The sequence below is a fragment of the Sphingomonas xinjiangensis genome (genome assembly GCF_014199255.1).
Classification (GTDB): domain Bacteria; phylum Pseudomonadota; class Alphaproteobacteria; order Sphingomonadales; family Sphingomonadaceae; genus Sphingomonas; species Sphingomonas xinjiangensis.
Window position 1 is genome coordinate 364482 of sequence record NZ_JACIJF010000003.1, and the last position, 14040, is coordinate 378521.

General features: G+C 63.8%; 10 protein-coding genes. 7 read left to right on the forward strand and 3 right to left on the reverse strand.

Annotated features, from left to right (window positions below):
- Window positions 1-18: 18 nt before the first annotated feature.
- Window positions 19-1656 carry a chaperonin GroEL gene (groL, locus tag FHT02_RS07460; protein ID WP_184086073.1) on the forward strand — a complete coding sequence of 546 codons (1638 nt, stop codon included), beginning with the start codon at window positions 19-21 and terminating at the stop codon, window positions 1654-1656.
- Window positions 1657-1725: 69 nt separating this feature from the next.
- Here the strand turns inward: groL and FHT02_RS07465 are convergent, their stop codons facing one another.
- Window positions 1726-2064, reverse strand: coding sequence for an HNH endonuclease (locus tag FHT02_RS07465; RefSeq protein ID WP_246352235.1), 339 nt, complete (start codon window positions 2062-2064; stop codon window positions 1726-1728).
- Window positions 2064-3119 carry a mannose-1-phosphate guanylyltransferase/mannose-6-phosphate isomerase gene (locus FHT02_RS07470; protein WP_184086075.1) on the reverse strand — a complete coding sequence of 352 codons (1056 nt, stop codon included), beginning with the start codon at window positions 3117-3119 and terminating at the stop codon, window positions 2064-2066. The genes FHT02_RS07465 and FHT02_RS07470 overlap by 1 nt, the downstream gene beginning before the upstream one ends.
- 165 nt (window positions 3120-3284) lie before the next feature.
- Between FHT02_RS07470 and FHT02_RS07475 the strand changes: the two genes are divergently transcribed.
- From FHT02_RS07475 to FHT02_RS07500, 6 genes are all read left to right on the forward strand, one after another.
- On the forward strand, window positions 3285-4673 hold the full coding sequence (locus tag FHT02_RS07475; RefSeq protein WP_184086092.1) for a TIGR03013 family XrtA/PEP-CTERM system glycosyltransferase: 1389 nt from the start codon (window positions 3285-3287) through the stop codon (window positions 4671-4673).
- A complete protein-coding gene (gene prsK / locus FHT02_RS07480) occupies window positions 4673-6724 on the forward strand; it encodes an XrtA/PEP-CTERM system histidine kinase PrsK (protein ID WP_184086093.1) in 2052 nt (683 codons plus the stop codon). Before FHT02_RS07475 ends, prsK begins: the two co-directional genes overlap by 1 nt.
- On the forward strand, window positions 6721-8070 hold the full coding sequence (prsR, locus tag FHT02_RS07485; RefSeq protein WP_184086094.1) for a PEP-CTERM-box response regulator transcription factor: 1350 nt from the start codon (window positions 6721-6723) through the stop codon (window positions 8068-8070). The genes prsK and prsR overlap by 4 nt, the downstream gene beginning before the upstream one ends.
- A 19-nt stretch (window positions 8071-8089) precedes the next feature.
- Entirely contained in the window at window positions 8090-10066 is a 1977-nt protein-coding gene (locus FHT02_RS07490) for a tetratricopeptide repeat protein (protein ID WP_184086095.1), read from the forward strand.
- A gap of 45 nt (window positions 10067-10111) precedes the next feature.
- Window positions 10112-10924 carry an ATP-binding protein gene (locus FHT02_RS07495; RefSeq protein ID WP_184086096.1) on the forward strand — a complete coding sequence of 271 codons (813 nt, stop codon included), beginning with the start codon at window positions 10112-10114 and terminating at the stop codon, window positions 10922-10924.
- A 107-nt stretch (window positions 10925-11031) separates the two neighbouring features.
- Window positions 11032-11985 carry a histidine kinase dimerization/phosphoacceptor domain -containing protein gene (locus FHT02_RS07500; RefSeq protein ID WP_184086097.1) on the forward strand — a complete coding sequence of 318 codons (954 nt, stop codon included), beginning with the start codon at window positions 11032-11034 and terminating at the stop codon, window positions 11983-11985.
- Between the two features lie 75 nt (window positions 11986-12060).
- On the opposite strand, the gene FHT02_RS07505 is transcribed toward FHT02_RS07500, so the two are convergent.
- Entirely contained in the window at window positions 12061-13842 is a 1782-nt protein-coding gene (locus tag FHT02_RS07505) for an ABC-F family ATP-binding cassette domain-containing protein (protein ID WP_184086098.1), read from the reverse strand.
- Between the last annotated feature and the right edge of the window lie 198 nt (window positions 13843-14040).

Genomic DNA, 14040 nt, shown 5'->3' on the forward strand with positions numbered 1-14040 from the left:
AACTGAAAGGGCAGTCAAATGGCAGCCAAGGACGTAAAATTCGGCCGCGACGCGCGTGAGCGCATCCTGCGCGGCGTCGACATCCTCGCCGACACCGTAAAGGTGACCCTGGGTCCGAAGGGCCGCAACGTGGTCATCGAAAAGAGCTTCGGCGCGCCTCGCATCACCAAGGACGGTGTGTCGGTCGCCAAGGAAATCGAGCTCAAGGACAAGTACGAGAACATGGGCGCCCAGATGGTGCGCGAAGTGGCCTCGAAGACCAACGACATCGCCGGTGACGGCACCACCACCGCGACCGTGCTCGCCCAGGCGATCGTGCGCGAAGGCATGAAGTCGGTCGCAGCCGGCATGAACCCGATGGACCTCAAGCGCGGCATCGATCTCGCCGTCGCCAATGTCGTTGCGGATCTCAAGAGCCGCTCGAAGCCGGTTTCGGGTTCGCAGGAAGTCGCCCAGGTCGGCATCATCTCCGCGAACGGCGACAAGGAAGTCGGCGAGAAGATCGCGGAAGCGATGGAGAAGGTGGGCAAGGAAGGCGTGATCACCGTCGAAGAGGCGAAGGGTCTCGAATTCGAACTCGACGTCGTCGAAGGTATGCAGTTCGACCGCGGCTACCTCTCGCCTTACTTCATCACCAATCCGGAAAAGATGCAGGTCGAGCTTCAGGATCCCTATATCCTGATCCACGAGAAGAAGCTGTCGTCGCTCCAGGCGATGCTGCCGATCCTCGAGGCGGTTGTGCAGTCGGGCCGTCCGCTGCTGATCATCGCGGAAGACATTGAGGGTGAGGCTCTGGCCACGCTCGTCGTCAATAAGCTGCGCGGCGGCCTGAAGGTCGCAGCGGTCAAGGCACCGGGCTTCGGCGATCGCCGCAAGGCGATGCTGGAAGACATCGCCGTCCTCACCAAGGGCGAAGTGATTTCGGAAGACCTGGGCATCAAGCTTGAGTCGGTTACCCTCGGCATGCTCGGCACCGCCAAGCGCGTCACGATCGACAAGGACAACACCATCATCGTCGATGGTGCCGGTGAAGCCGATGCGATCAAGGGCCGCACCGATGCGATCCGCCAGCAGATCGAAATCACCACTAGCGATTACGACCGTGAGAAGCTCCAGGAGCGCCTCGCCAAGCTCGCCGGTGGCGTTGCAGTGATCAAGGTCGGCGGTGCGTCGGAAGTCGAAGTCAAGGAGCGCAAGGATCGCGTCGACGACGCGCTGCACGCAACCCGCGCAGCTGTCGAAGAAGGCATCGTCCCCGGTGGCGGTACCGCGCTGCTGTACGCGACCAAGGCTCTCGAAGGCACCAAGGGCGCCAACGAAGACCAGACCCGTGGCATCGACATCGTTCGCAAGTCGCTGACGTCGCTGGTTCGCCAGATCGCGCAGAATGCCGGCCATGACGGCGCGGTCGTTTCGGGCAAGCTGCTCGACCAGACCGACACGTCGTTCGGCTTCAACGCGGCGACCGACACCTATGAGAACCTGGTGACCGCCGGCGTGATCGACCCGACCAAGGTCGTGCGCACCGCGCTCCAGAATGCAGCTTCGGTTGCCGGCCTGCTCATCACCACGGAAGCGACCGTGGCCGAGCTGCCCGACGACAAGCCCGCAATGCCCGCAATGCCGGGCGGCGGCATGGGCGGCATGGACTTCTAAGTCCGTTCCGTTCGGGAACTAAAGGAAGGGCCGGAGGAAACTCCGGCCCTTCTGCTTTTGAACTTTAGACTAGCGCTCCGATGGCTTGCGTGTCGGCGCATGGAAGTCAGGCGGCTTGTTGGCGATCCACCGCAGAAAGCGTTGGATGTCCTCGCGCTCACGAAGTGCCTGTATGGTAGGATAGACGCGCGCGAGGTCCGCATTGGATATGATCGCATGGATGGTGCGGTGACAGATCGGATGAACGGGCACCGTCACGCGCCCACCTTCGCTCTTTGGCACGACATGGTGCCACTCCACACGCCGGCCGAGCGGACGCTCGCATAGTGCGCAACGCGCCTGCGCCGGCGATTCTGCGACATGATCCAGCGCCGCGAATGCGGCTTTACGCCGCACTCGCCCGCGCATCAGTCGTTCATCGCTTCAATGATCTTCTTCACTTCCTGACTACGCCCACGCGGCAGCACCAGCACGTCGGCTCCAGATACGACCACGATCAGGTCCTTCACGCCCACCAACGCGACCCGTTTGCCAGGTTCGCTCTGGACCAGGCAATTGGTCGCGTCGATCACCACGACATCGCCACGTACCACATTGCCACCTTCGTCGGGATCGCTGATCGCATGCAGCGCGTCCCAGCTACCAACATCGCTCCAACCCATGGAGACCGGCACCACCGCCACGCGCGGCGCCTTTTCCATGACGGCGTAATCGATCGAGTCTGACGGACAGGCCGCAAAGCTCTCGGCGTCGGGCCAGATCCGCGTGCCCTCACGCCGCGCGCGATCCATCGACTGCTGGGCGGCTACCAGCATCTCCGGCGCGTAGACGCTGAGCGCGCCCAGATACATGTCGGCTCGGAACAAGAAGATGCCGCCGTTCCACGCGTGGTCGCCGGACGCGAGCATCGCCTCCGCCTTCTCGCGAGGCGGCTTTTCCACGAAACGTTCGACGCGGTGCACGCCCTCGGCCAACTTTTCCCCCACCTTGATCCAGCCATAGCCGGTTTCGGGCGCGTCCGGTGCGATCCCGAACGTTACCAGCCATCCTTCGTTGACCAGCGGCAGTGCCGTCTCGATCGCAGCGTGGAAGCTGTCGACATCGGCAATGACGTGGTCCGACGGCATCACCAGGATCGGCTCGCTGCCTGCGCCGGCTGCAATCGCCGCTAGCGCAATCGCCGGCGCGGTGTTGCGCCCGATCGGCTCAAGGATCAGTGCCTGCGCCGAAGATGCCACGTCGGCCAACTGCTCCTCTACCAGGTCGGCGTGAAAGGCGTTGGCAACGACAACGGGCTTGGCGAACTGTTCGCCCGAAGCACGCCGTGCAGTCAGCTGCAACATCGTCTGCTCGGCCGTTAGCGACAGCAGTTGATTGGGCTTTTCCGGCCGCGACATCGGCCACAGCCGCGTGCCCGATCCTCCCGACAAGATCACGGGAATGATCGGCTTGGATCGTGGCATGACTTCGGACGCTCCTCGTTAAGCGATGGTTTCGAACGACATCGCTGCTGCCACAAAACGATGCGAGTGCGAACGGTTGCCATGTGTTCTCTGGCCGAGTGCAAAACTTCGGACGTTTGGCTCATGTCGGTTTTGTTTACACTTCGCCGCTATCGCTGTCGCGTCATGATCCGCTTGTTCAAGCATTACGTGCCCAATGCCGTGCTGCTGCTCGGCTTGATGGACCTCGTCCTGCTCCTTGTCGCGGGCGAGATCGGCTGGATCGTTCGCGCGCACCAGATCGGCATTCTCGCGGGATCGATGACGGAGCGCGTGCCGCAGTTGATCGCCTTTGCAGCGTTTCTCGAACTCTCGATAATAGCGATTGGCGTCTATGGTGCAGAGGCGCTGCAATCGATCCGCTACGCGACGGCTCGCCTGCTCGTGGCTGTGTCGCTGGGTGTGATCGGCTTGAGTGCTGTGTATTTCGTTCTGCCGCAGCTCAGCTTTTGGCGCTCCAATCTCCTGTTCGCGATGGCGGCTGCGCTGGTGCTGCTGTTGCTCGTGCGCCTACTGCTTGGGAAAACGCTTGGCGGGCAGGTCTTCAAGCGCCGCGTCGTGGTCCTCGGTGCAGGTCCACGCGCCGGTCGCTTGAAGGCGCTTTCGAAACTACCTGGCGCCGGATTTGCCGTGGTCGGCTATGTCGCCATGGACGAAGCCAACCGCATCATCCCAGAGGCGATCGCGCGTGACGCGATCTACAATCTGGCCGATCATGTGGTGCTGCTCAATGCCAGCGAGGTCGTGCTGGCGCTTGAGGAGCGGCGCAACGCGCTTCCGCTCAAAGACCTGCTTCGGGTCAAGACAACCGGCGTCCATGTCAACGAGATTTCGACTTTCCTCGAACGGGAGACCGGCCGCGTCGATCTAGACAGCGTGAATCCCAGTTGGCTGATCTTCTCCGATGGCTTCTCATCCGGGCGGATGGTGTCCAGCGCGTTCAAGCGGTTCTTCGACATCAGTGCGAGCCTACTGCTGCTGTTGCTCGCGCTCCCGCTGATCCTGCTTACCGCCATCCTCATCAAGCTTGAGAGCAAGGGGCCGGCCTTCTACCGGCAACCGCGCGTAGGCCTTTATGGCCAAAGCTACGACGTTGTGAAATTACGCTCGATGCGTCAGGACGCCGAGCTTCCCGGGGTCGCAGTCTGGGCCGAAAAGGACGATCCGCGAGTTACTCGCATAGGGCGGATTATTCGCAAGCTGCGCATCGACGAACTCCCGCAATGCTGGAGCGTGCTGAAGGGCGAGATGAGCTTTGTCGGGCCTCGCCCGGAGCGGCCGCAATTCGTCGACGATCTGGAACAGCGGCTTCCTTATTACGCCGAGCGTCACATGGTGAAACCTGGCATAACCGGTTGGGCGCAGATCAATTATCCCTACGGTGCCTCGATCGATGATGCCCGCCAGAAGCTTGAATTCGACCTGTTCTATGCCAAAAATTATTCGCCCTTCCTTGATATTCTGATCCTCCTTCAGACGATCCGCGTGGTGCTTTTCCCCGAGGGCGCGCGCTGATGACAACCATGATCATCGTCTGGACTCATGCCCTAACGGCGCTGCTGTTTGGCGGTTTGATGCTGTGGACGTTGCGCTCTCAGGAGCGTGGCCTTCCGCGTGGCGCGTTCGCTACGGCCTTCGCGCTGACGGCGCTGTGGGCTCTGGCAGTCGCAGGCATCGGCAGCGATGAATTCGTGACCTCGCTGGTTGAGGCGTTACGCAATCTGGCATGGCTCGCCACCATGCTGATCATGCACCGGCGCGACGGCAATGTCCGCCCGCCGATGGCGCTGGGCACCGTGTACGGCGTCGTAGCTCTTGTCGTGCTAACCAGCCTTACCGCCCAGATCGTGGCGAACATCATGGGTCCGGCAATCAATACCCCGGTCGAAACCACAATCCTCCTGCTGAAAATGCTGGCGGCAGTGGCCGCTCTGGTGCTCACCCACGCCCTGTACGCATCGCTGCAGCCCTTGGTCGGAAAGCGCATGATCGTGCTTGCCATCAGCGGCATCTGGGTCGCCGATGTCGCTCTGTTCGGGACCGCCTATCTTACCGACACATGGCGCGGGCAGCCGATCCTATGCCGCGGCGCCGCGATGATGGCAGTCGCCACATTCCTCGGCACCGGTTTGCAGCGTAAGGGTGAGTGGGGCGTACAGGTATCCCGGACCATCGCCTACCAATCGCTTTCGCTGATCGCGATCGGCGGATACCTGATGTTCCTGGCACTGACGACCAGCGCGCTTGCAGCAGTCGGCGGCAGCCAGGCGCGCGTTCTGCAAACCGCGTTCGCGCTGGGATCGACTGCCGCGGTCCTGACACTGGTGTCGAACAGCTGGCTTCGGGCTTGGGTGAAGGTCAAGCTAGCCAAGCACTTTTTCCGTCACCGCTACGATTATCGCACCGAATGGCTACGCTTCACCGATACACTCGGCTCCTTTGCCGGGGCCCCCCTTGAGGAGCGAATTGTGAAGGCGATTGCGGACCTCACCTCCTCGCCTGCGGGATTGCTGCTGGTGCCTGATGGCCCGCGCCTGGCGCCGGGCGCCGGTTGGCATTGGGATAGCAATTTGCTGCCCGCCGGGGGCGACGCGGCACTGGCTGAGCATCTTCAGAAAACCGGTCGTATCCTAGATCTCGATGCTCTGCGCTCAAGCACACGGGACTCGGAAGACGCCACCGCGGTCCCGCAATGGATGCTGAACATCGCCGATGCGTGGGTAATCGTCCCCCTGCTCCATCTTGACCAACTCGCCGGCGCGATCCTCCTCGCCCGCCCCCCCGGCGCACAGGCAATCGACTGGGAGGACCTCGATCTATTGAAAGTCGCTGGCCGGCAGGTCGCAAGCTATCTGGCCGAAGCGCGCGCCCAGGAAGCTTTGGCCGAGGCGCAGCGCTTCGAAGAGTTCAATCGGCGGTTCGCCTTTATCCTGCACGACATCAAAAACCTGGTCAGCCAATTGGCGCTGACCGCCCGCAACGCCGAACGCCACGCCGACAAGCCTGAATTTCGTGCCGATATGGTCGCCACATTGCGCGATTCCGCTGAGCGCATGAACAGCCTCCTCGCCCGCCTGTCACAGCACCACCGCAGTCGGGTGGAAGCGCCGCAGCGCATCGACATCGTTCCCGTCGTCAAGCGCGTGGCAGCCCGGGGCAATGCGCAACATCCGATCATCGTTCAGGGAGCCCCGGGGGTGATCGCCCTCGCCGACCCCGCGACCCTCGAACAGATGCTGACCCACTTGGTCCAGAACGCGATCGATGCCAGCCCCTCCAAAGAACCCGTATCGATCGCCATCGTGACTGAAGGCGGGCGGGCCGTTGTCGACGTGATCGACAAAGGGTGCGGCATGTCTGCGCCCTTCGTTCGAGACCGCCTGTTCAAACCCTTCACCTCCTCCAAGCCGGGTGGCTTCGGGATCGGCGCCTTCGAGGCACGTCAGCTCGCGATTGCAATGGGGGCGACTCTGAACGTGACCTCCAGCGAAGGCGTAGGCACCTGGTTCCGCATCGAACTCAAAGCGGCGCACGTGCCCGCTGCGATTGAGGAGCAAGCAGCGTGAATGAGATCAAAAAGCTGCTGATCATCGAGGACGATCTTGGCCTGCAGCGGCAGTTGCGATGGGCTTATGAAGGCTACGAGATCAGTTGCGCCGCGACCCGCGAGGAAGCCATTGCACTTATCCGGTCGCAAGAGCCTCAGGTCGTTACACTGGACCTGGGATTGCCGCCTGATCCAGACGGGACCAGCGAAGGCTTCGCCGTCCTCGAGACCATCTTGGAGTTGCGGCCGGACACCAAGATTGTCGTCGCGTCTGGCCACGGCGCCCCGGAATCGATGCTGCGGGCGATCTCCCTGGGCGCTTGGGACTTCTATCAGAAGCCGATCGATATCGACTCGCTAGGGCTGATCGTCGCACGTGCGTTCCACGTCCACGGCTTGGAACAGGAAAATCGTCGCTTGGCAGAGCGAGCAGGCACCGATGCGGTTCTCGGCGGCATCGTGACGAGCGCCCCAGAGATGTTGAAGGTGACCCGCACGATCGAGCGCGTCGCAACTGCCGATGTGTCGGTGGTGCTGCTAGGCGCTAGCGGAACCGGCAAGGAGTTGCTGGCACGCGGGCTGCATGACGCCAGCCGCCGCAACGGCGAATTCGTCGCGATCAATTGCGCCGCTATCCCTGAAACGCTCCTGGAATCAGAGCTGTTCGGCCATGAAAAAGGTGCGTTTACCGGCGCGGTGAAAACCACCCCGGGCAAGATCGAACTTGCGGACGGCGGCACCCTTTTCCTGGACGAAGTCGGCGACATTCCGCTGGCGCTTCAAGTGAAGCTGCTGCGGTTCCTGCAGGAGCGGGTCGTTGAGCGCCTTGGCGGCCGCAAGCCGATCGCAGTGGACACCCGCATCGTCTGTGCCACGCACCAGAATCTCGACGGCATGACCGCCGAAGGGCGGTTTCGCGAAGACCTGTACTACCGTCTCGCAGAAATCGTGATCCCTATCCCTACCTTGGCGGAGCGGTCAGGCGACGCCGGACTCTTGGCGCGGCACTTTCTGAACAAATATGCCGCAACGATGAACCCTTCAGTCCGGGGTTTCGCGCCCGATGCGCTCGCTGCAATCGATGTATGGCACTGGCCGGGTAATGTGCGCGAGTTGGAAAACCGTCTCAAACGGGCGGTGATCATGGCCGATGGTAAGCTCATTACCGCAGGCGATCTCGATCTCGCCGCGCCGGACGACAGCCTGCCGGTCAACCTCAAGGCAGCACGCGAGCGCGCAGACCGCAAGGCGATCCGCCACGCCCTCGCGCGTGCGGAGGGCAACATTTCGGGTACTGCGCGCCTGCTCGGCATCAGCAGGCCGACTTTATATGACCTGATGAAGGCTTATGACCTCCAACCTTAGCCGCCGAAAGCGCGAGCGCATGCGCCGCCTGCTCATCGTGCTGGTTGCGCTCGGCACATTGGGAGCGGCGATAGGAGCATGGTTCCACCTCGCCCGAGATACGGCGCCAATGAGCGCTGAAGAGGTCGTGCGGCGCGGCGCGGCGGCGCTCAGGGCGCATGACGCGACACGTGCGCGCGATCTCGCCGCGGCCGCGGTACGCGATGCACCGAACAGCGCGGCGACCCATTTGCTACTCGCCAAATCGATGCTGGCGCTTGACGATGGCGTGGGGGCCGAGGCGGAGCTTAAGCGTGCTGTCGAAACGGGCGCAGACGCAAAACTGCTAGCGCATCTTCGCGCGCACGCATTCTTGCTGCAGGGCGACGGGACCAAGGCACTGAGCGAAGCAGCTAATGCTGTTGCGACAGGTCGCCCTTATGGGCTGCGCATCAGCGCCCGAGTCCTGGCGGACCGTGGAGAATGGACCGCCGCCGGTGACTTGTTCGACCAAGCGCTTCGGCTTGCACCACGGGATCCCGATCTATGGCTCGACACCGCGCGGTTCAGGTTGGCGGCGGGAGACGTGCTCGGGGCGAATGCGGCTGCGCAACGCGTTCTCCAGCTGGATTCGAACCATGTCGCCGGCCTCCTTGTGCGTGGCGAGCTCGTCCGCGCGCAATACGGTTTGGTCGCCGCACTCCCCTGGTTCGAAGCAGCCCTCAAGCATGATCCCCGCGACTACAGCACGCTTGTGGAGTACGCCGCTACCCTCGGCGATGCTGGCCGGACTGTTGATGCACTCGCAGCCACTCGCCGCGTGCTTGTCGTGCGGCCGAACAGCCCACAGGCATTATACCTCCAATCGGTGATTGCGGCCCGCGCGGGCGATAGGGAGCTTGCGAGCACATTACTGGCTAAATCCGATGGGGCGATAGACGCCCTTCCGGCCGCCCTGCTCCTGAAAAGCATTTTGGACGTACAGTCGGGTGACTACGAGCAGGCGATCACGCGATTGAAAGCGCTGATCGACCGGCAACCGCTGAACACAGCCGCTCGCAAACTGTTGGCTGCCGCAATGCTCCGGCGCGATTCGGCTTTGGAAGCTTTGAACGTGCTGCAGCCTCTGACTGGCCGAAACAAAACGGACAGCTACGCACTGCTTTTGGCGGCGCGCGGATTGGAACGGCGCGGTGACCGCGACGGCGCTGCCGCGTTGATCGATCGCAGTGGCGCTGCCAGTGCGAGCGTGGCCGGCGGCGCCTTCAGCGAGGATGACAGCCTGGGCACTCTTGCCGCTCAGGCAGATCAGCATCCTGATGATCCGGCTGCGCTAGTCGCCTATGTCCGAGGGCTTTATGGCAGCGGTGACACCGCAACTGCCTTGAGCAAGGCGGAACAGGTCGCGTCCAGGAACCGCGCGATCCCTGCGGCGCAGTTGTTGCTAGGCGACATGCTTATGCTGGCAAATCGTCCCACGGACGCTGCCCTAGTGTATGGCCGTGCAGCTGACATTCGCTTCGACTCGCCGACCCTGTTGCGCTTGGTCGAAGCACTGGAGCGTGCGGGAAGAAGCCGGGACGCAGCGAACGCGTTGGACCTGTACCTTTCGCAAAATCCATTGAGCTTGAGCGCGCTGCGCATTTCGGGACACTCGCAGCTAATGGCAGGCCGATATGAAGTGGCGATCAACAGTCTTGAGCAGTTGCGTGCTCAGCTCGGAGACGGTGACGCAGCGCTAAACGCGGACTTGGCCCTTGCCTATGCCGAAGCGGGCGCCCTCGATGACGCGCTGGAATTCGGGGAAGCCGCCTATGCACTGGCGCCAGCCAACCCGCTTGTTGTCGAAGCGTTTGGCTGGGTGTTGTACCGCGCGGGCGACTTTGCGCATGCAGCGGAACTGACCCGAAAGGCGCTGCGCCTGGCACCAGGCGCTCCCGAATTGCGCTGGCAACTCGCACAGATCAATGCAGCCGGGGACAGGCGGAAGGCTGCTGGCCCGAAACAGGCGCACTGATCGGGCGGCATTCCCGCACGCGTCATGCTGCGGTAAGCGCATTGGATGACCTCCGATCCCTTGATCCGCATTGCCGAGGCACTTGAGCGGCTTGCGCCGCCCCCGCGAGCCGAAGCCGACCTGTACAAGCATCCCGCCTATGTCTGGCGCGCAATAACCTTGGATGCCGCCAGAGCGTTTCGCCCGCTTTCGCTGGATCTGTTGCGAGGATTGGAGCGGCAGCGCGACGCTCTGCATGCCAACCTCAACCAGCTGAGCACTGGCGCCGCCTCGCATGATGTGCTGCTGTGGGGTGCCCGCGGAACGGGTAAATCGGCATTGGTGAAGAGCGTGATCTCCGCGATCCAGGCAAGCGGCGGCAATCTCGCGCTGGTGGAAGTAGCGGGTACCAGCATCGAGGCCCTGCCGGCGCTGTTCGCCAGACTGGAACCCGTCGATCGCGCATTCGCGATCTTCCTCGATGATTTGGGCTTTGAAGCGCCGGGCGAGGCGCGGGTGCTTCGCTCGCTGCTGGATGGCGGTGCGGAAGCGCGGCCGCCAAACTGCCGGTTGATCGTCACGTCCAACCGCAGACATCTGGTGCCGCGCGATTTGGCGGAACAGGCGAGCGCGATCAATCCGCGGGATTCCGTCGACGATAATCTGGCGTTGGCGGACCGGTTCGGTTTGAGCCTGGGGTTTCATGCGATGGATCAGGCGCTGTATCTGGAAGTTGTCGAAAGTTACGCGCAGACGCATGGTCTTCCCTTTGACCCCCGAGAGGCGGTGGAGTGGGCAACCCGGCGGGGAAGCCGTTCGGGGCGGGTTGCGTGGCAATATGTCGTCGAAGTTGCCGGACGATGCGGCAAGTCGCTATAGTGGCGCTTGACTAACCTCCCGGCTAAGCGCCTAGTTTCAAGTCAGAAATGGGGCGGATAGGCGAACTCGATTTACCCGACAGGCTGGCGCAATACGCACCGGGCTGGGTGACGCAACTTGCGTTCGCGCTGCTGTGCGCCACGGCGGCAATATCGCTGCGCGCGGGGATCGACCTGTTCGCCGCCGGCGCGGGTCCCTTCGCGCTTGGCTACCCCGCGGTGCTGGTCGCCACCTTGTTCGCGCGGTGGCCAGCGGGGATGCTCTGCGGGGCACTGTCGCTGGCGCATACCTGGTACTTCATGCTGCCGCCGATCCATAGCTGGCTTCTGAAGCGGCCCGAAGACCTGCCGCGGTTGGCCGTGCTGACGTTCGCCTACCTCATCTTGATCCTGATCGCGGACCTGTTCCGCCGCGCGGTCCGCCGCGCCGCAGCGGAACGCGACCGCGAAATCGCCGAGCGCGACCTGTTCCTCGAAGAGTTCGACCACCGCGTCACGAACAACTTCGCGCTGGTCGCCGCGCTGCTCGACCTGCAGCGCCGGCGAAGCGCGAGCGAGGAGACCGCAGCGGCGCTGGGCTCTGCGCTTGCGCGCGTCCAGAGCATCGCGCGCGCCCACCGCCATCTGTACCGCGGCAACGCGGGACCCGGCGACGTCGACATGGCGAGCTATCTGAGCGAACTATGCACCGCACTGTCCGACGCGCTGTTCCTGCAAGGCGCGATCGTGCTGGAATGCGCATCGGACCATGTCACCCTGCCACGCGACCGGGCGGTGTCGATCGGACTGATCGTCAACGAACTGGTGACCAACGCCGCCAAACACGCCTTTACCGGGCGCGACTCCGGGCGGATATCGGTGCGGTTCGCCACGGCGCCGCGCGGCTGGACGCTGAGCGTCGCGGACGATGGCCGAGGCACCTCCCCCGAGCTGCTGACCCAGGGACGCGCGGGCGGATTGGGCCAGCGGCTGACCGAAAGCTTCGCGCGCCAGGCCGGCGGCACCTTGCGAGCCGAGAGCGGGCCAGACGGCACGCGGGTCACCGTGGAGCTGGCGGGCTGACGTCGATCGGGCCGGGCCGTCTATGGCGCGGACGCGCGCGCCGCCCCGCCCTGGGAAGGAAAGGCTGACTGAGGATCAGCCCAGCGCTTCAACCTGTTCGGCGAGTTCGAGCCAGCGCATTTCGGCTGCGTCCTTTTCCTCGCGCAGCTTGGCAATGCCTTCGCTCAGCGCACTGAATTTGGCGAAATCGCGCGTGTAGAGTGCAGGGTCGGAAATCACTTGCTCGTCGCGGGCGATCTGCGCCTCGATCTCCTCGATCCGCTTGGGCAGCAGGTCGTAGTCGCGCTGGTCCTTGTAGCTGAGCTTGGCGGCCTTTTTCGGCGCTTCCGCCGATGCCGCCACAGGCCTGGCTGCAGTCTTCTTCGCCTCGGCCCTGGGCCGGCGCTTGGCCTCCCAATCGGCATAGCCGCCAACGACCACATCGACGAACCCAGACCCGTCGAGCCCCAGTGTCACCGTGACGGTACGGTCGAGGAAGTCGCGGTCGTGGCTGACGATCAGCACGGTGCCTTCATAGTCCGAGATGACTTCCTGAAGCAGGTCGAGCGTTTCCAGGTCGAGATCGTTGGTCGGCTCGTCGAGCACCAGCAGGTTGGAATGGCGGGCGAATTCGCGCGCGAGCAGCAGGCGCGAACGCTCGCCGCCCGACAGCGTGCCGACCTTGGCCTCGGCAATGCTGGGATCGAACAGGAACTCCTTCAAATAGCCATGGACGTGCTTGCGCACGCCGAGCACGTCGATCCAGTCGCCGCCCTCGGCAAGCACGTCGCGCACCGTCTTCTCGGGCGCCATCAGGCTGCGCTGCTGGTCGATGATGACGCTGTCGAGTGTCTTGGACAGGCGCACATTGCCTTCGTCGGGCGCGACTTCGCCGGTCAGCAGCTTGAGCAGGGTCGACTTGCCCGCGCCGTTCGACCCGACCAGGCCGATGCGGTCGCCCTTGGTCACGCGAAACGTGAAGTCCTTGATGATCGTGCGGTCGCCATAGGTCTTCGACACGTGCTTGGCGTCGATCACCACCTTGGTGTTGCTGTCGTCGGCGGCAGTAACCAGCTTGGCCGCGCCCTGCGGCCCGACCATCGCCGCGCGGGTGGCGCGCATCTGCTTGAGCTTCTCCAGCCGCCCCTGGTTGCGGCGGCGCCGCCCGGTGACGCCGCGCTGAAGCCAATGCTCCTCCAGCTTGAGCTTGGCGTCCAGGCGCTGGGCGTTGCGCTCCTCTTCGGCATAGACCTGCTCGGTCCACGCCTCGAACCCGCCAAAGCCGACATCGGCGCGGCGGATCATGCCCCGGTCGAGCCACAAGGTCGCGCGGGTCAGGCGCGTGAGAAAGGTGCGGTCGTGGCTGATGACGATGAAGGCGCCGGTGAAGCGCTTGAGCCAATCCTCGAGCCATTCGATCGCGGCGAGATCGAGATGGTTGGTCGGTTCGTCGAGCAGCAGCACGTCCGGGTTCTGCGCCAGCGCACGGGCGATGGCGGCGCGGCGTCGCTCGCCGCCACTGGCGGTCGCGGCTTCGCGGGTGAGATCGATGCCAAGCTGGTCGGCGATCGCCTCTGCCTCATATTGCTGGGGCGCGTCGTCGCCGGACAGGACATAGTCCAGCAGCGTGGTGCAGCCGACCATGCGCGGCTCCTGTTCCAGCAGCACGACATGGGTGCCCGGCTGGATGGTGCGGCGGCCTTCGTCCGGCTCGATTTCACCGGCGATCAGTTTCAAGAGCGTGGTCTTGCCCGCGCCATTGCGGCCGATAAGCGCCAGCCGGTCGCGCTCGCCCACCGACATGTTCAGTCCGCGGAAGAGCCAGCGGACGCCCTGGTTGAGGCCGAGATTTTCACAGGCGAGGACGGGTGCAGCCATGGGGTCCTTGGTTCGATGCTGGGGAACCGGCGCGATGCCCGGGCGAAGACGCCGGGCGCGGGGTTCATCCGGTACGGGCAGTTGCGCACGCGACACCTAGGGGGCCGAGGCGGGAACGACAATGGGGTGCGGATTGTGCCCGTTGGCGTCGAACGGCGGAAAAGTGGTGGAAAACGGCAGGGCAGGACCCCGCTGGAC

What these genes read in the sequence shown, in the direction of transcription:
- groL (WP_184086073.1), top strand. Translation starts at nt 19, where the DNA reads ATGGCAGCCAAGGACGTAAAATTCGGCCGCGACGCGCGTGAGCGCATC.
- FHT02_RS07465 (WP_246352235.1), bottom strand. Translation starts at nt 2,064, where the DNA reads ATGCGCGGGCGAGTGCGGCGTAAAGCCGCATTCGCGGCGCTGGATCAT.
- FHT02_RS07470 (WP_184086075.1), bottom strand. Translation starts at nt 3,119, where the DNA reads ATGCCACGATCCAAGCCGATCATTCCCGTGATCTTGTCGGGAGGATCG.
- FHT02_RS07475 (WP_184086092.1), top strand. Translation starts at nt 3,285, where the DNA reads ATGATCCGCTTGTTCAAGCATTACGTGCCCAATGCCGTGCTGCTGCTC.
- prsK (WP_184086093.1), top strand. Translation starts at nt 4,673, where the DNA reads ATGACAACCATGATCATCGTCTGGACTCATGCCCTAACGGCGCTGCTG.
- FHT02_RS07490 (WP_184086095.1), top strand. Translation starts at nt 8,090, where the DNA reads ATGCGCCGCCTGCTCATCGTGCTGGTTGCGCTCGGCACATTGGGAGCG.
- FHT02_RS07495 (WP_184086096.1), top strand. Translation starts at nt 10,112, where the DNA reads ATGACCTCCGATCCCTTGATCCGCATTGCCGAGGCACTTGAGCGGCTT.
- FHT02_RS07505 (WP_184086098.1), bottom strand. Translation starts at nt 13,842, where the DNA reads ATGGCTGCACCCGTCCTCGCCTGTGAAAATCTCGGCCTCAACCAGGGC.